This window comes from Thalassobius vesicularis (assembly GCF_004799325.1).
Classification (GTDB): domain Bacteria; phylum Pseudomonadota; class Alphaproteobacteria; order Rhodobacterales; family Rhodobacteraceae; genus Thalassobius; species Thalassobius vesicularis.
This window is the reverse complement of sequence record NZ_SSMD01000014.1, coordinates 1-17,112: the sequence shown is the minus strand read 5'-3', so window position 1 is coordinate 17,112 and position 17,112 is coordinate 1. Positions and strand designations below refer to the sequence as shown.

The following is a 17,112-nucleotide window of genomic DNA, read 5'->3' as shown; positions in this document are numbered from 1 at the left end:
ACGTGGCTTTTCGCTCGTCGATGAAGGCGTGCGCTTGCTCGACGTCCAAGTGGGGCTGCTGCGTAGGTAGACTGCTTACCTACTTAAGCGACAACTAACAATTACCACGTACGTCTCCGACACGGGCGACACCCCGCACAACCACGCCGCCTTCGGGTGTCTCTGTTCGCATCGAAAGCAGATACACCCGCTTCAACTGCGGCGTAGTTAGATTTCATCAAATCACTGAAAAGTCGACGCTTTTTGAATCCGCCTCGATTTGGATGAAGGGCGGATGGAAAGAGACCAGGGGCGTTCAGAGACGGATTTCGGCGGAAATACCAGTCTCCGAAAGTCGGATAGCCTCGCTAAACCACTTTGAAACAAAAAGAAAAAAGGCCCCGTCAGGGACCTTATCTCGGGTTTGCAATGTGCAAGTGGCGGAGGAGATGTTTCTGGCACCCAACTCTCTCTGCCCCGTAAGTCATTGTAATCATTAAAGCGTATCTGAGTTCGCGATTTTACTAGCCTAAACGAGACAGACAGCAAATTCTATGCCAACTTCACGAATTTCAGGTGAACGTTTTTTTCTCGTAGATGGTCGAAATTGTTTTTCCATCCCAGACGTAACAGAGGTGGCGCTCCTGACGACAGTTAGACAGAAGCCGAGGCCGGAAAACGGCAGCGCATTCACCACCCTCGTCCCTAACACTCATGTATGCGATCCCGTTCGCCCCACTCTCACGAAGCTGGAGCGCCAAATCCTGTGATATCCCATAGCTTGTTGGGTGATAGTAAGCAGGTTGGCTGGACCGCATACCTCGGATGTCGTGAAGATCAGCAATCAGATCAACGGCGTAGACGCGCATATCAAGTTCCTGCGCTGGCTCGTTGGTTGCCTGCATGAATTTGATACGGTGATACTTAGTTTCTGCAACGGCTGTCTCGATCGACTTACCTGCATAGAACACGCCGAAAGTGCCGTTTGTGAAGCGATCACCCTCAGGATTGAGATGTGTGAAAGCAGCCATGATAGCGGAAGTACCTGGACCAGCTATTCGGTCCTCCGGTGCCACCAAGGCAAGGTCGCCGACCTCGTCGCGGAGCCTATCATTGGTCATCGCCTCGATTTCATATACCGCATCAAGGTCCGCCGGATCCGCAACGGCCTCAAAGAGGCTGATTGGGGGGAAGCGGCTTGGCACGATACGAAAGCAAGGTTGCCATGCAATGTTGCTCGTTTGGATTTCTTCGATCATCCGCGTTGCGCATCAACGTATTGCCGAACGACAAAGAGGTCCGCAACGTTACCGGACATCATCCGGTCCAAGGCAGAACGACCACTAAACGTTTTGGCAGCGTTAGGCTTTCGAACCCAGTCGTCAGCAGTCTGCGGAAGAAGGATGTGCAGGCCCTTGTAGATCCCCAAAACGTAAGAGATGCGCTCCAGCGCATCCTTTGGGATCGTTGACACACTGCCCCGCTTCCAAGACTGAAACGTTGACCTGCTCTCCAGCCCGAGCAAGCGCATCTGCTCTTGCTCTTGCAACTTCCACGCATCTGAAATCCGGAAAAACGTGCGCAATGCCGGCCCCGTCAGGTCCTTACGGCTTGTAGCTTTATCAGTCGTCGTTGATGGCATGGTAGACACCTCCAACACCAATTTGTTCACAAAATACACAAATGTCAAGATTTGATCAGATATCAAACATCAATCTATCCTGCCAGTTTCTGCGCAACTATTACGCTTTGAAAGCAGCACTAGGGCCAGGACTTCGGTAACGGGGTGGCTTCAGTCATGCATTATCCCGATGGCGTCACCAGCCGGTCATCTCGTGAAGGAGCCGGAAAAATCCAGCTTCCGGCAGTCCAAGGTTGGAGAGCGGTGCACCAGACCCGCAGACTCTCGTTATGAATGAGGGAGCCTCGGGGGGCAGATCACGTCCCTCGCAAGAATTTAGGTAACACGATTGCATGTCGGCAGATAGGGCGAGATATTGATGGCATACCAGTTCCAGAAAACCACTCGAGGCTCCCAAATGGACACGCCCAATCAAAGACTCACAGCCGATGAAACCAAAGGGCTGCGTACAGCTAAAGAGCTCGAAGGGCATTTGATCTGGCTCGATACTTTTACGTCGGCGGCACTGGGCATATTAGCAATTGCTTCCGGGATATATACCTACTTAGGAGTCTCGTCTTTACTCGAAGACAATGGTGCGATGAGTTTCTTCGCAGCGGTTGCCTACTCAATCGCCGTATCAGTCGGGATTTTTGTGTTCTGGAGCTACATGATGCGGCTGCTTCCATCGATGCGGAGCGCAGCCGGCCTGATCGGGCTCACCGTTTCAACATGTGTAGGATCTTTAGCAATCGTAGCCATGTCGAGCTGGCTGAATGCCGCCGCACTGGCTGGTTCTGCTGCCGTTGAGCAGCACTTGGATATGACGGTACGGGATTATCAGGCAGCTCTGGAACAAGCCCACGATATCGCTTTATCCGGTCAAGCGCTGGGGCGCGAAGTTCAGCGGGCACGCGAAGCCTTTGAGGCTCTAGCCGATCAGGAAAAATCAGGAAATCTGTCGGGTACAGCCGGAGAAGGCGCTGTTTTTCGAGTGCTAACCCAGAAAACAGAGGAGCTTCGTAATCTCGAAGGTCAAATTCAAGAACAACAGCCACTCATCGAAGAAGCATTTGAAGTTGGAAACGCCATACTTGGTCGCATGCGCGGACTTACAGTGGCAGCGGGAGCTGTTGAACAGAGATCTGTTGCCTTCTCCGAAGAGAGCGTGAGGTTGGCAGGCGTCATTGCAAATCTCAATCAATACTCCGTCGCACAACTGGTCGCGCGTGCGGCAGAAGATTTACCTTCCTCAGTAGTTTTGCCTGATTTAGATGGCCGCAGTGCAACTGTTCGCAATGCACAATCTTCGACCATCTCTTCAGTCCTGAACGCATTGGACCAGAGAAGCAAAACCCTCAAGCGTGCTGCTGATGAGGTATTGGCAATTACCCCCCCTCAGGAGACAGCATATAATCCTATCTCAGCGGCAGACGCAGTTATTCGCTATGCAGGAAGCTTTGTCCCATCGTGGGCGGGCGCCATTGCAATCGACTTATTGCCCGCGATTTTGGTATTTGTGTTAGCCATCACACAATCGGCCATTCGAAATGGTCGTGACGGTTTGAGCATCGAAGAAACCTTGACGCTCTCCGATTTGAAGGCGGCAATCAACGCGATGCGAGATGTCGAGGCGTCGATGGGAGCTGCGGATACGGCAATTCAGAGACGAGGCGCACTTGTTAGCGAAACGATAAACGAACCAACCAACGAAAAATCAGAGACCTAGGACGATAGAATGATTTTCAGGCGCAATCGTTGGTTCAGCATGGCCTTTGGCCTGCGTGCGATACTGATACTGCAATGTTGTGTTGCATGCCTGCTAATGTTCAACGACATATCTGCTCGGATAGAGCGCCCGAACCTCTTTGAGCGACCCCAGCCAAGCGGTCCAGTGGCCCCTGGTGATCAGGTCAGAAAATATGAACGTATCAGAACACAACCAAGCTATGTCGAGCGTCCAGAGATCGAGCTGCCTGAAGAATTTGCAGAACGGTTACAGTTTTCAGTGGTAAACTCAAAACACTTTGGCGAAGTCCTGTTGTTACAAGGGAGCATTGACGCTGGAGACGCTGAGCGTCTAACCGCATTTTTACAGGAACTCGAACACAGACCTGATGTCATCGCACTCAATAGCCCGGGCGGGGTCGTTTATGAGGCGCTTTTGATTGGGAAAAAAATAAACGAAGAAGAATTTGAAACGACGGTATTGCCGGGCATGATATGTGTTTCCTCATGCCCATATATTTTCGCCGCTGGATCAAAACGCACAGCCTTTTTGGGCGCAGCTTTAGGGCTTCATCAACATTACTATGACACGCCGAGTTTATTACCTGCATTCTTGGCGGTGGAAAAAATTCAGCATGGTCAAGGTATAACCATGGCCTACCTAATTGAGATGGGTATTGACCCAAGTCTTATGCTGTATTCTCTCAATACACCGCCTAACGATATTTATGTTCTGGTAAAAAGTGAGCTATTAGAAACCCGTTTGGCGACCGAATTCATCGAGAACCAGTAGCGCCCTTTTCTATCAATAATTTCAACGTCTTCGATGTGATCTAGGCTCAGGACTCATAACCAGAACAGCACAGTAGCAGCCAACGCGATGGCAGATAGGAAGACCTTTGGGCATCTGTCGTAGCGGGTCGCGACCCGCCGCCAGTCCTTGAGCCTGCCAAACATGATCTCGATCCGGTTTCGACGTTTGTAGCGGCGTTTGTCGTATTTGACCGGGATTTTGCGCGCCTTGCTCCGCCGCTGGGGGCATGATTCACGCTCTCCAACTGAGGGAGAGCATGATGAGCAACCTTTACTGGCTGTCCGAAGAGCAGATGGTGCGTCTTCAGCCATTCTTTCCAAAGAGCCACGGTAAGCCGCGCGTCGATGATCGGCGTGTTCTGAGCGGCATAATCTTCATCAATCGCAATGGCTTGCGCTGGTGCGATGCGCCGAAGGAATACGGTCCACCCAAAACCCTCTACAACCGTTGGAAGCGATGGAGCGAGATGGGCGTATTCGCTCGGATCTTCGAGGGGCTGGCAGCCGAAGCGGCAGAACCGACGACCATCATGATTGATGCGACCTACCTGAAAGCACACCGCACGGCCTCGAGCCTGCGGGCGAAAAAGGGGGGCTTGGACGTCTGATCGGCCGGACGAAGGGTGGAATGAATACCAAACTCCACGCGGTGACCGACACGAAAGGCCGCCCGATCAGGTTCTTCATGTCGGCTGGGCAGGTCAGTGACTACATCGGCGCAGGGGCATTGTTGAGCAGCCTACCCAAAGTCGACTGGCTGCTCGGGGAACGCGGCTATGATGCCGGCTGGTTCAGAGAAGCGTTGAAAGACAGAGGGATACGCGCATGCATCCCAGGCCGAAAACAGCGCAAGAAAACCGTCAAGTACGACAAGCGCCGATACAAACGTCGCAATCGGATCGAAATCATGTTCGGCAGGCTCAAGGATTGGTGGCGTGTCGCAACACGATACGACAGATGCCCGAAGGTCTTCCTCTCAGCCATCGCACTCACCGCAGCCGTCATCTGTTGGCGATGACTCCTGACCCTACTCAAGGGCCATCGCTCTGAAAAACTCCCTCCGTTATTTGTACGAAAGACAACGTTCATTTTCGAATTCATAATTCTCTAAAGCAACAACTTTAAGGGGAATATTTGCTTCGTAAATTCCATGACTCTGCCCTTTCAGCGACATTCGAATCATAATTGGCAAATCAAAAACTTTATTTTTTCCCGGGCCAAGCGAAACGCTGAGACAAATGGGCAATTCAGAAGTCTGCATTCTATCATCAAAGACGACACTAATCGGAATAGAAGTACCGCTTAGAATATTTTTAACTTTTTTTACAGCGCCACCAAAATTCACCACCATTACTTTCTTATCGTGTGCACTTCCTGTATTGGAGCACAATATCGAAAACGAAGACTTATACGATTTGAACGCAGGTTGACTGTTAATTCTCCCAAGCGACACTGAGCCAGATAACGGCGCGCAGGTAATACGAGCGCAAACTGGACCAGACACCATAAAAAGCAATCCTAGACAAACCAAGGTCAAACGCACACGAAGGGTCCTATTTCACTGAATTTTTCAAAATCGAGCGTTAACTGAACTTCTGCTCTGCAAATACCAAAGCGTCCCATGTCTACCTCCAGACGATGCCCATTTTTTATATTTTCGAAAAAAGCCATCCCGTCCAAAGTGACTCCAACCTCCTCCTTAGTATCAGCATTTAATACAACCGATCCCGCCGGCAAAGGACGACCGACACTATCAACCAGTGTGACAGTTGCAGGAAACTGCTCGACAATTGGAAAATCAACTATGTAACCGCCCATTGAAACCGGAACAATTGTCTGCTCATAATCGATCCCGGATAGGGAAAAATCGAACCCGAGATCTTCTGGTTTAAAGGCAATTCTATTTCTCGAAAATGGCAACAACCCATCCCCGATCAATTCGCCATCTGAACCTGTCTCACCTAAATTCGTGTAGTTTAACTGAATCGGAATTTGATGTGCCTCTCCAGTTCGAACTAAAACATATGGCGAATCCAGCCTTGCAGCTGCAAAAGTCTCTCCTCCCAAGTAACCAAATGAACCAGACACCATAGCGCTTATATTGAATTCTCCGTTGCTTATACTGGTATTCGCAGAATATTGTATTTTTTGATTTTCCCCTACAAAGCTAAATCTGGCATTGTCTATACCGGCACTCTTGGGATTCGATTGGATATTGCCATAATACCCCCAACCTGTGCCAACCCCTTTTGCTCTTTGAAGACTAGCCTGAAGATATCGGGCATCATCCGAATAGGAACCCGAAAAAAAGGCATTAATTGGTCGCTCTTTTCCAAAGCTTTTGGAAAGACCGACAAATAAAGCACTCGAAGTTCCTGTATCAGTATATCTATGAGCCGCACTGGTCGAAAGGCTCCAATCATCGCTCAATGACCAGCTTCGAGCAGCACTCACAGTATGTGACTTTTCTCCAAGCCAGTTATCATTAAACTGGTAGTTAAGAGATAGGGGTAATAAGCCACCAAGCGAACTAGTTAAACGTAATGACCAACGCTCACCACCTCGCCCCTCGCGCATAGTTGGCTTAGTTGTCCCCAGATAGAAATCTTCCGACGTGTAAATAAGCGATCCATTCGCCAGATAGCTTGCATTAGGATTGATTTGATTAAATGATAAACCCGCTTGAAACCCGGTACCGTACTTTGAAAGAGACGCCGCCGCATTCAAAGATAAAAAAGTATTTCTTTCCAAGAGTGCGAAGTCACCAGTCACACCTATTGAAATTGATCCAGAACTTACAGACCCATGTATTTCGCCTGTGAGCGTATCCGTGAACCCATAACGATGGGTAGCTGCCCCAACGAGACCGCCAAATTCACCGAACGGTGAACTAGATGAAATCTTCTCAAACCCAATACCGTAGTCGAAAGAATGCGTCCCTTTGGGAAATAGCTTTGGAATACGGATGTACGGAACTTTAAAATATTGCACATGTCCCTGGATATCCTCGACACTTAACGTCAATTCTCCGTACTGATCAGGAAAGGGCAAATCTTCAAAAATGTAAGAGCCGGGTTCAAGTTCGATTTCACTTACAACCCTTCCGTCCGCCGAAAATTTCGCCACCGCAGGAATGTCAGTGACACCAAATATAGAGTAATCAGACAATGTGGAGAAAGAAGGATCCAGCACATTGTTTGTGCTCCACCTCAGTCCGAGAATCGGATGGCTGGCACCCCAAGTAGAGCCGGACGGGGTAGTTGTGTCGCCAAGAACTAGAGACCTGCGCTTTTCATAATTGTCGATAGTAAAGTTCGTCGCTAACCGCGTCCACGACAAGTTCTCATCAACGTGAAAAAACGAGCGTAGGGTTTTATTTTCCCAGTAGCTGACGACATCAAAAGTCGCATTCACCCCATTTACGTTGCCTAAGTCGAAACTACCTGCCAAGCTGTAGTTCAAATGCATCCCTTTAGGACGCGTCGTTATCTCTTCTGGTGTTACTTTATCCCCAGACCGCATTCTCTGTTCAAAAAAAACGTCACCGCTTGCAATGATATCAAGGTGGGAATCTGCCTCGTTTAAATTAACCCGGAAATTGTTGCGATCTCTGAGGTCAACCAGAACAGTATCGTCATAAGCTACAAGAGGTAAACTGTAGCGGTCTCGAAACGGGACATCACGAAGGTCATCCAACGATACGTAAAGTCCACCGTCGACATCCCTAACAGCTAACGCTGAATCCACTGTGAAGCGCTTGGATATCTGAACTGAGACAAAAAATTGGGCCTCAATGCTTCCGAGCAAAGGAAGATTCCCAAGTTTGGCTGCCAAACGCGGTACATCAGAAAGACTGTCGTCACCCGCAACGAAAGCGGCTCCAGCTGGTTCACGACGCCAATTTTCAAGAACACGGGCTGCATAAGAAAAGCCTCGCGCGGGATTGGTTGAATGGTACTTAGCAATGGCGTCACGCCATGTGCCATGTAGCGAATAAAGACTCATGATGTAAGATGCTGCATATTTTGCATTTTCAAATGGGTCGATCATCTTGTCCAGATTAGGGAAAGCCCAACCATGCCACGTTTCACTAATTTGCATACATCCAAGATCAACATTGCCTTCATCAAGCTCCAAAGCACTTGTAGCCGCACTGATTGCGGCTGCCTGACTATCAAAAAAATGTCCTTCTCCCGAAATGTTCAAAGTCCACGGCCAGGGACCGAATTCTCCATTGTAATGGCGCCCAGACTCAGTTTGCGCGATAGCTAATAGTAATCCATCAGGTATTCCGGCTGTTATTCTCTGAGCACTTTCTACCGCCGAGAGACACATTTGAAAGTTCGCGGGCTTCTCTCTGCCAGAATTTTCCTCAATCGCAGAAGCCAATACAGTATCGTCACCGTTTACGGCATTATCTTCGAGCTTTGCTGAAGTTTGCGTCAATGACCTATGATCATTTTCACTAGGAGTCGCCTCATGGGTTTTATTCAATCCAGGAGCGGCTATCACTTTACTATTTTTGGAGTCGAAAGAAAGGTTTGAAGATTGTTCAACATTCAATTCCGCCCCCTCATCCAGCAAAGGAAAGGCCTCCGTTTGAATTTCTGCATTCGATTGATCAGCTTCGGTTTGGATATTACCAAGAGACACAGGCCCAGCAACGGCGACGCATTCAAACAATGCGAGAATGCCGATTACTGATATTGCAGTTTTAGGTAACAGTCGGTTGTACATAGTGCCTCCCAAGGCTAATCGTCCTGGGCTTTCATTTTGCATCAACCGTCAGAGACCCTCGCATTCCGCCAAGGAACTCATATGCAAGCTCAGAACGACCATTGGATTCTGCGGAAGAAGGAACCGCATATTCGCGCCAAGACTGAGCAAGAATTGTAGCTTTCGAGCTTGTTGCGACTTGCTTTCCATCTACCGATAAAGATTTCAACACCGCTCGTGAGTTTCCCTTGTTCTCAGCGCGTACGTACCAAGATCCTTCACGCAGAATAAGGGACCATTCAATATTGGAGGGCTGCCTGCCACCCGTCGGTGCGACGTAGACTGGTAACATATGATTATAGGCAAATGTTAGCCCTTGTTCCGCAGTCTCATTGGGCACTTCGCGGACAGAAAGGCGGAAGGTGCGCTCAACCTTGGCTGGCGTTGGATTGCGAAAACCAACCCGAACAGTGATCGTTTCGCCAGGCCCAAGTTGAAACGTCGGTGGCAAGGCCATAAACTGCTTTGTTTCGCTGAAAATGTCTTCGCCTTCGTCGATTTTCCATTCATAGGGCGTTAGCACATAGCCCATACGCTGATCGCTGATATTGGTGATTTCGGCCGAAGCCCGGCCCCTGGAATCCACATCCATTACGACATTGTCGATACGCGTGCCCGCGGAAAGCTGTAAAGCTGAAAGGGTGAAAAGACTCGCTGCCAGAAGGAGTGTCGTTAGCTTCATATTTTCCTCATTGAGTAGCATGCCCTTCGGCATTTCCGTCACTCAACCTGATCAAGATATCCGTGGATTCATTTCGGCCGTGGCAATGCCCTAAAAGGCGAGGTCCTTATCAGAATCCAACCTAAGTGCCCACACTGTTCAATGGTCGCCGTTTCGAATGACCGCGCCGCTTACGCCAAATGACTGCGCTAAATGCACAATGGAATTTGCATGCAACGGAACCGACCTATGACCAACGCGCTCACGGCAAAACCCGCGCAATGCTGCAAAATCATCGCGCGGGCTATGAACTTAGTTGTAATCGATGGTCATGACGACGGTATCGCTGTAGGAGCCATGATTAACGTTGCCAGAGCTGGCCACGAGTTGCGGATTCCCAAACACACCAGTACGCTCCGAAGTTTCTTGGATTGCGCCGGTCACCGTGAAAGTAGCGGAGCCTTGGGTCATAATATCCATGACGTTATCGTTAGCGATGAGAGTTCCAGTACCCATCGTGGGACCTTCCGTTGCAACAGTAATGGAGGACGGCTCTTCATAGGGAAGCGCCCACAGCCGATAGCCAAGAAAGTCTTTTTGCGAACCAGTCAAATTGCTGTTTCGCATGTAGCGAATATTATCTTCAGCTTCAGTTACGATGCCGCGGTAAATGCCATTGTCGAAAGAAACGTGATTAATCAGCGGGTTGCCATAACAGGTGACCGACACTGTCACTGGTGTGTCTGCAACGCTCTGAGTGGCCAGGTCTTGCTCTGCCGAAAACGGCAAGACCAGGGTGCCGGACGGCGACGGCGCATCACAGGTCACACCGACGGTGGCACTAATATTCAAGTTGCCTTGAGTTGTCTCGGCGAGGGCTGCGACCGGAGCAGTGCTCAGGATAACTGCAATGGCGCCTTTAAGTAGATTCTTCATGTGTGTACTCCATTGTGTACTCGATTTCGGTTGGCCAAACGAGCCAAATTTTTGGCCGGGCATAATGGGATTCTGAACTGCCGCTGGCGGAGATGCAAAACCCGGGCCGCTCGATTGTTGAGCCGCACTAACTGGTTCCCAGCTTTTTACCAATCGGTCAATACGTCTAGCCAGAGCTTGAAACCGCGGCCATAAAAATCACCTTAAGCAATTGTTATTATTTTATTATTTGTGACACTGGTTGAGGATTGACGACCATCCCGCTTATACGATATTCGTGAGCAGACTTGGCATGTAGGTCTAGGTAGAACCCTGCTCGTTGACCAAATCTGTGCCTTTGCTGTCAGAAACCTAAAAGTAGTTCGACATGACACTGCCCCCAGCCATTATTGACTTCGACTTCGCTTCCCAGAATTACACCTCGGACCAGCTGATCGAGGTCTGGATGCCTGAAATTGAAGCGGTCGCGGCTACACACGTGCCTGATGATCGATTTGTCTCTTTTCTTGTGGCTGCAATGCGCCTGATCGCTCGATCCAAGAGTCTGAAAGGGTTCAACCTCATGGATCTAGTTCAAAAGGCAGGATACTCACGATCTACTTTTTTCAGGCTCTTCGAAGGTTACACAGGCTTCTTGCTCAAAGGTTATCAGATGACTTGCCTTCTCTCTGTCAAAGTTTACAAAAAATATCTCTCCGAGCAGGAACTGGATTTAGACGACTTCTGCAAATACACTGCGGATGTCTTCTTTGGTGCAAACTGCACTATTCCCAATGAAATTATCCAGATGCTGTATAAAGAAAACAATTTGGCACATAAGGAATTCCACCCACACCTACCTGAAATTGCGTCAATTATTGAGGAATACTTTTCCCAAAATCAAAAAACCCAAAATTACAAAGTTGACCAGCAAGAATTAGTCGGGGTTTTGACCTCCTTAGATCTAGTCATTTTAAATGCACGTCTTGACGATGATCCGCTCTGGGGAACGTCATTTTATTACAATAAGCTTAAAAAAATACTGAAAGGGTATTTTCTAGCTTCTCAATGATTTTTAGCTCACCGAAAGGGGTGCTGCCAGTCAGTTCCGGTGTTTCGTCCGCCTTGCCAGTGATGCTGCCCCTAATGCCGCGCCGAGACCGCGCCACTCGGCAAGAGCGGCGGTACGGTTCAGTTTGAAATTTGGTTTGGAAGAGAAGCTGCGCTCCGAGTTGAAATGGTTACAGACCGAGGCGTGAAAGGCGGCGAATTTCTGCAAACTCCGCATGCGACAAAACCGTAGCATGGCGCGTTCTCGTCGTCGGAATGACAGGTGCGAGTTTTCAACCCTGTTGTTCAGCCAGCGCCCACAGGCTTGCAGATCATCACATCCAAGTTGACGAAGTGCCGCCCGATATGATGGAAACTTGCCTGTGACCAGAACGTTCGGCTGACCAAACCTGCGCATCAATTCCTGAGCATTTTTAGTGCCGCGCGTTTGTTTCTTCGCTTTGTGACGACGCTCTCCAGCACCTCGCCTTCGTGATCAACCGCCCGCCACAGATAGTGCCGTTCGCGATTTGTAAAACGAAAGATGTGTTTTTCATTAACATCATAGGGCACACAAACCGGAGGGAAAAGGTCAGATAGCGAACCCTCTCCCGTGCCACTGTAACTTCATCAGGGAGCTTCCGTATTTTTGCGCAATTCTGGCGGAAATTGCGCAATGGGCGGGCTGGAAGCACGGCCCGAGTGACTTTCATGGCGAGCAAGGGCATACCCGCGGCGCCTCAATGTAGACCCAAAAACCGTAACATACTGACTTGAATAGGTTTTACTTCTACGCATTCGTCATTTCACGACCATTGGGGTCGTTCGAAAGGAGACGAAAATGCGCGAAAGTTGTTTGAATCAAGTCGAATTGGCCGCCCGCTGGAAAATCAGTCCGAGGACACTCGAGCGATGGCGCTGGGTCGGGGATGGCCCGTGTTTCATCAAGCTGGGCGGCCGCGTGATATACCGCATCGAGGATGTAGAGGCCTTCGAACTTAAGGAGCGGCGCGAAATTGAGGATGGGTACCTTCATCGCTGAACTTTCCTCATCGGGCATCAAACTAAGGACGATTTGGCAGATCAACCGAGCCCGAAGTCCTCCTTAAACCTATCCAGTTGGTGCATTCGCTCGTGCAGGATTGTCACGATCCCGATGTCGCCATTTGACAGATGACGCCAGTAAACGAAATGGTGCTGGTACCGGAAGAAGAAGCCTTCGACCTCAAACTCGGCCGGAACGGGTTTCGAGGCAACGCCGCGCGCGGCGATCTTGTCGAAGGCTTCAAACAGGCCGGTGATGTATGTCTCGGCCTGATCTTCGCCCCATCTGTCCCGGGTGTAGCGGTAAATGTCGTCAATGCGAAGGGACGCCCCTTCCTGGATCCGGATGGCGGGCACTGTCTCAGCCCCTGTTCCGCGCGATCACCTCGGCTGCGGTCAGCGGCTGATAGGTCTCTTCCGGCGCCGCGAAAGCGTGGGCCAGTTCGGCCTTCAGACGGTTGAAGGCTTCGGCCTCCGCACGCTCCTTGTCGCGCCGGATCAGGTCTCTGATATATTCGCTGACGTTTTCATAGGACCCGCCATCGCCCACATTGGCCGACACGAAATCGCTCAACGCTCCGCCGAGGCGGACGGTCATCGTGGTCGTTCTGGACATAGCGGGGCACCTTTCTCACTTTCTGTGTTCAATATAACCAATAACGCACACATTACAAGCTTCAGGGATCCGCCGTGCACTCGCTGGATGACATCGAAATCCTCCGCGCGATTGACCGACCGAACTTTTGCCCCCCTCCGAGAGGAAGTGTCAGATGACGGTACTACCGGGTTCTTCGCGGCTCAGTTGTCGCACTGCCTCGAGGAGCTCTTCAACCGCCTGCTCGGCCGCAGCAAGCTTGATGGCCACCATCAGATCCTCCCGCCTCGCCATGGCCAAGAACGTGGCGAGCACCTCATCAGAATGCTGCGACAACGCAATCAGGTGCGCCCCGCTCGGACCGTAGGTGCCAGAGAACCAGTTTTTCACCGTCTTCTCGTTGGCGCCTGTCCAGGCCGCCACAGTCTTGACGCCGGCCCGGCTGTCTCCAAGCGACCGTTTCAGCGCCGCCGCGATTTCTTCAACAAAGCCGCCACTCGCGGGCTGCTCCGCTTTTCCATTATATCCACTTTCCCTTGGAAAGAACTTGCCCTTTTTCGGAAACGACATTCCACCCTCCTTCGCTTTACATGGACACGAAGAATTCAACCGTTGATTCCGGCGGGAGCGATGAATTTGCTTGGAATAATGAGGGGATACGCGTGTGACTGGTCGATGGGCGGCCCATTTCAACAAGAGCGACGAGCCGCCTGAAACGGATGTGCCTGCCGTCGCCTATGTGCGGATGTCGACCGACCACCAGAAATACTCGACCGAGAACCAGCTCGATATCATCCGGAATTATGCCGCCGCCCGAGGCTTGCAGATCCTGCGCGTTTTCGAAGACTCCGGTCGGTCCGGTTTGCGGCTCGATGGCCGAGAGGCCTTACAGAATTTGATGGCCGAGGTCCAATCCGGCCAGGCTGATTTCAAGGCGATCCTTGTCTATGACGTCAGCCGCTGGGGGCGGTTTCAGGATGCGGACGAAGGCGCCTATCACGAGCATGTCTGCTCCCGCGCCGGGATCCGGGTCCATTATTGCGGTGAGCAGTTCGAAAACGACGGCAGCATCGGCTCCAATCTTCTGAAAACCGTCAAGCGCGTGATGGCGGGCGAATACAGCCGCGAGCTATCGGTCAAGGTCTTTGCCGGGCAATGTCGTCTCGTTGAGCTGGGCTATCGCCAGGGTGGCGCTGCCGGTTACGGGCTGCGGCGGGTGCTGATCGACGAGCACGGCAACCCGAAAGGCGAATTGTCCCGCGGCGAGCAAAAAAGTCTGCAGACTGACCGCGTTATTCTGGTGCCCGGTCCTGAGGAAGAGCAACGCATCGTCCAACGTATGTACGAGATGTTTGCCAATGAGGGTCGGTCAGAGCGCGAGATCGCAGACATGCTGAACGCCGAAGGTCACCGCACCGATCTCGACCGGCCGTGGACGCGGGCGTCCGTCCATCAGGTTCTGACCAACGAAAAATACATCGGCAACAACGTCTTCAACAAGGTGTCCTTCAAGCTGAAGCAGCGCCGTGTCGTGAATCCACGAGATATGTGGATTAGGTCCGAGGGCGCCTATCCTGCCATCGTCAACAAAGCGCTGTTTCTGCGAGCGCGGGAAATCGTTGATGCCCGCAGCCGCCATTTCTCGGACGAGGAGTTGCTCGATGCCCTGCGGGCGATCCTGAAACGGCAGGGCCAGCTGTCCGGCCTGATCATCGATGAAGAGAACGATCTGCCCTCGTCCAGTGCTTACCGGAGCCGGTTTGGCAGCCTGCTGCGCGCGTACCGCCTCATCGGCTATGAACCAGAGCGGGACTACCGCTACATCGAGATCAACAATGCGCTGCGCGCGGCCCACCCCCAGGTCGTTGAGGAAATCATCGAGGGCGTGGCCACCCAAGGTGGTCGCGTTGTGCAGGACCCCGACACGCAGCTGTTGCGCGTGAATGACGAATTCACGGTGTCGGTCGTTCTGGCGCGCTGTCAGGCTACCGCAGCAGGATCTTTGCGCTGGCACATTCGTCTCGATTCCGGCCTCGTTCCGGACATCACAATTGCGGTGCGGATGAATGAAACCAACGACGCGCCGCGCGATTACTACCTGCTGCCCAGCATCGACATGACCGACGCGCGCCTGAAGATGGCCGAACAGAATGGCCTTTGGCTCGATGCCTATCGAACGGAAAGACTAGACGATTTCTACGCCCTCGCCGGGCGGGAAAAGGTGACGGAGGCTGCATGATGGCAAAGAAACCAGAAGATGATCACCCGACAGAGGTCACCTTGGTCCCGACCGACCGCATTCGGATTCTCAATCCAAGGGTCAGAAATCCCAGGACGTTTGCTGACATGGTGGAAAACATCGCCAAGATCGGTTTGAAGCGCCCGATTACCGTCACACGCCGCACCGAGACAGATCCGCAGGAGTACGATCTCGTTTGCGGCCAGGGTCGGCTCGAGGCCTTCATTCAGTTGAAGCAGAAAGCCATCTCAGCCATTGTCATCGACGCCGATGAGGCCGACTGCCTCGTCATGAGCCTTGTCGAGAATTGCGCGCGTCGCCAGCATCGGCCGATCGACCTAATGCGGGAAATCAGCACGCTCCGCGAGCGCGGTTACAATGACCGACAAATCGGCGACAAGATCGGCGTTTCGCCGGACTACGTCGGGATGATCGCGGGCCTTTTGGAGCGCGGCGAAGAGCGGCTCGTCACCGCCGTCGAGACGGGTTTGCTGCCGCTCAACCTCGCCATCGACATATCGAAGACCGATGCCGAAGGCGCGCAGCGTGCGTTGATGGACGCCTACACGCAGAAGAAACTACGCGGGAAAAAACTCGCTGCTGCACGGCGCATGATCGAACAGCGCGAGGTACGCGGAAAAAAGATGCACCCCAAGAAATATGGGCGCGATGGGAACTACCGGCGACCGCTGACCAGCGAAGCGTTGGTGCGCGCCTACCAAAAGGAAGCGGACCGCCAGAAGCTTCTGATCAAGAAAGCAGAACTGACGCAGGGGCGTCTCCTGTTCATTTGCCAGGCATTCCGAACCCTTATGGAGGATGACCACTTTCTAACGCTGCTCCGTGCGGAAGGACTGGACACGATGCCCAGCTACTTGCTGGGCTCCGTCACCGAGGGGGCTTCACCATGATCAAGAAAGTTCATCTCGGCTTTGAGAACGACTGTGTGACGATCCCAGTCGCTGACATCCTTCCTGTCAGGGTCCTCAGCAAGTCGATCAAATCCAGCCGAAAATACACTCAGATCACGGCGTCGATCCGGGAAATCGGATTGGTCGAGCCACCAGTGGTCGCGCGAAACGGAGATGCTAGCGGCGGCTGGCTGCTACTCGACGGTCATGTCAGGATCGAAGTGCTGAAGGATCTGGGCCAGGAACAAGTCGAGTGCCTCGTGTCCACCGACGACGAAGCCTTCACATACAACAAGCGCATAAGCCGCATCGCGCCCATTCAGGAGCACCGGATGATCCTGAAGGCGATCGAGCGCGGTGTCTCGGAGGAAAAGATCGCGGCCGCGCTGGATCTCAACCCGCGCAGCATCCAACGCAAGGTCAAGCTGCTCGACGGCATTTGCCCCGAGGCCATCGCCATTCTGAAAGACAAAGCATGCACGGCGGCCGTGTTCACCCATTTGAGAAAGATGATCGCTTTGCGCCAGATCGAGGCTGCTGAACTGATGGTGAACGCCAACAACTATTCTGTGGCCTACATCTCGGCAATCCTCGCGGGGACGCCCCAGGCGCAGCTGGTCGATGCAAACAAGCCAAAACGCATCAAGGGCGTCACACCTCAAGCTGTCGCACGAATGGAAAAGGAGCTTGCCCGGCTTCAAGAAGGGATCACCCAGATTCAGGACACCTACGGCCAAGACCATCTCCAGCTGACCGTGCTTCGGGGGTATGTCGCCAAGC

The 17,112-nt window shown here is 52.0% G+C and carries 17 protein-coding genes and 2 pseudogenes; 7 read left to right on the top strand and 12 right to left on the bottom strand.

Annotation, left to right across the window (positions count from 1 at the left end; translation table 11 throughout):
* Positions 1 to 551: 551 nt before the first annotated feature.
* Complete coding sequence (locus E7681_RS18430; protein ID WP_136340731.1) at positions 552 to 1,238, bottom strand: RES family NAD+ phosphorylase; 687 nt, start codon at positions 1,236 to 1,238, stop codon at positions 552 to 554.
* Entirely contained in the window at positions 1,235 to 1,660 is a 426-nt protein-coding gene (locus tag E7681_RS18425; protein WP_246032547.1) for an MbcA/ParS/Xre antitoxin family protein, read from the bottom strand. The genes E7681_RS18430 and E7681_RS18425 overlap by 4 nt, the downstream gene beginning before the upstream one ends.
* Positions 1,661 to 2,018: 358 nt before the next feature.
* Between E7681_RS18425 and E7681_RS18420 the strand changes: the two genes are divergently transcribed.
* Both E7681_RS18420 and E7681_RS18415 read left to right on the top strand, forming a co-directional pair.
* Positions 2,019 to 3,329, top strand: a complete 1,311-nt coding sequence (locus tag E7681_RS18420; RefSeq protein ID WP_136340734.1) for a hypothetical protein — start codon at positions 2,019 to 2,021, stop codon at positions 3,327 to 3,329.
* 9 nt (positions 3,330 to 3,338) lie between these two features.
* The gene (locus tag E7681_RS18415) at positions 3,339 to 4,121 is read left to right on the top strand and encodes a COG3904 family protein (protein WP_136340729.1); all 783 of its coding nucleotides are present in this window, start codon (positions 3,339 to 3,341) and stop codon (positions 4,119 to 4,121) included.
* A 53-nt stretch (positions 4,122 to 4,174) separates the two neighbouring features.
* Here the strand turns inward: E7681_RS18415 and E7681_RS18410 are convergent.
* A pseudogene (locus E7681_RS18410) lies at positions 4,175 to 4,366 on the bottom strand (transposase); the annotation flags it as partial.
* A gap of 35 nt (positions 4,367 to 4,401) precedes the next feature.
* Between E7681_RS18410 and E7681_RS18405 the strand changes: the two are divergent.
* Positions 4,402 to 5,159 (top strand): IS5 family transposase gene (locus E7681_RS18405; protein ID WP_136340728.1). Its coding sequence is split into 2 segments (ribosomal slippage): positions 4,402 to 4,738 and positions 4,738 to 5,159, totalling 759 coding nucleotides; the frame shifts between segments, so codons are not numbered across the junction.
* A gap of 45 nt (positions 5,160 to 5,204) precedes the next feature.
* Here the strand turns inward: E7681_RS18405 and E7681_RS18400 are convergent.
* The 4 genes from E7681_RS18400 to E7681_RS18385 form a co-directional block, all read right to left on the bottom strand.
* Positions 5,205 to 5,684, bottom strand: a complete 480-nt coding sequence (locus E7681_RS18400) for a hypothetical protein (RefSeq protein ID WP_136340727.1) — start codon at positions 5,682 to 5,684, stop codon at positions 5,205 to 5,207.
* The gene (locus E7681_RS18395) at positions 5,675 to 8,878 is read right to left on the bottom strand and encodes a fimbria/pilus outer membrane usher protein (RefSeq protein WP_168733254.1); all 3,204 of its coding nucleotides are present in this window, start codon (positions 8,876 to 8,878) and stop codon (positions 5,675 to 5,677) included. Before E7681_RS18395 ends, E7681_RS18400 begins: the two co-directional genes overlap by 10 nt.
* 31 nt (positions 8,879 to 8,909) lie before the next feature.
* Positions 8,910 to 9,632 carry a fimbrial biogenesis chaperone gene (locus tag E7681_RS18390; protein WP_211089832.1) on the bottom strand — a complete coding sequence of 241 codons (723 nt, stop codon included), beginning with the start codon at positions 9,630 to 9,632 and terminating at the stop codon, positions 8,910 to 8,912.
* A 258-nt stretch (positions 9,633 to 9,890) separates the two neighbouring features.
* A complete protein-coding gene (locus tag E7681_RS18385; protein WP_168733252.1) occupies positions 9,891 to 10,514 on the bottom strand; it encodes a spore coat protein U domain-containing protein in 624 nt (207 codons plus the stop codon).
* Positions 10,515 to 10,881: 367 nt separating this feature from the next.
* Between E7681_RS18385 and E7681_RS18380 the strand changes: the two genes are divergently transcribed.
* Positions 10,882 to 11,565, top strand: a complete 684-nt coding sequence (locus E7681_RS18380) for a hypothetical protein (protein ID WP_136340723.1) — start codon at positions 10,882 to 10,884, stop codon at positions 11,563 to 11,565.
* 30 nt (positions 11,566 to 11,595) lie between these two features.
* Here the strand turns inward: E7681_RS18380 and E7681_RS18375 are convergent.
* The 5 genes and pseudogenes from E7681_RS18375 to E7681_RS18350 form a co-directional block, all read right to left on the bottom strand.
* Positions 11,596 to 12,089, bottom strand: a pseudogene (locus E7681_RS18375) (DDE-type integrase/transposase/recombinase); the annotation flags it as partial.
* Between the two features lie 244 nt (positions 12,090 to 12,333).
* Complete coding sequence (locus tag E7681_RS19435) at positions 12,334 to 12,603, bottom strand: hypothetical protein (protein WP_211089831.1); 270 nt, start codon at positions 12,601 to 12,603, stop codon at positions 12,334 to 12,336.
* Between the two features lie 23 nt (positions 12,604 to 12,626).
* A complete protein-coding gene (locus E7681_RS18360; protein ID WP_136340719.1) occupies positions 12,627 to 12,944 on the bottom strand; it encodes a type II toxin-antitoxin system RelE/ParE family toxin in 318 nt (105 codons plus the stop codon).
* A 4-nt stretch (positions 12,945 to 12,948) separates the two neighbouring features.
* Positions 12,949 to 13,203, bottom strand: coding sequence for a ribbon-helix-helix domain-containing protein (locus E7681_RS18355; RefSeq protein WP_136340718.1), 255 nt, complete (start codon positions 13,201 to 13,203; stop codon positions 12,949 to 12,951).
* Positions 13,204 to 13,353: 150 nt separating this feature from the next.
* Positions 13,354 to 13,752 (bottom strand): hypothetical protein, encoded by a 399-nt coding sequence (locus E7681_RS18350; RefSeq protein WP_136340717.1) that lies wholly within the window; start codon positions 13,750 to 13,752, stop codon positions 13,354 to 13,356.
* A 94-nt stretch (positions 13,753 to 13,846) separates the two neighbouring features.
* Here E7681_RS18350 and E7681_RS18345 point away from each other — a divergent pair, with 94 nt between their 5' ends.
* The 3 genes from E7681_RS18345 to E7681_RS18335 form a co-directional block, all read left to right on the top strand.
* Positions 13,847 to 15,421 carry a recombinase family protein gene (locus tag E7681_RS18345; protein WP_281277670.1) on the top strand — a complete coding sequence of 525 codons (1,575 nt, stop codon included), beginning with the start codon at positions 13,847 to 13,849 and terminating at the stop codon, positions 15,419 to 15,421.
* A complete protein-coding gene (locus E7681_RS18340; protein WP_136340732.1) occupies positions 15,421 to 16,332 on the top strand; it encodes a plasmid partitioning protein RepB C-terminal domain-containing protein in 912 nt (303 codons plus the stop codon). Before E7681_RS18345 ends, E7681_RS18340 begins: the two co-directional genes overlap by 1 nt.
* The coding region (locus E7681_RS18335; RefSeq protein ID WP_136340716.1) for a plasmid partitioning protein RepB C-terminal domain-containing protein at positions 16,329 to 17,112 on the top strand (784 nt) is incomplete at its 3' end. The genes E7681_RS18340 and E7681_RS18335, both read left to right, overlap by 4 nt.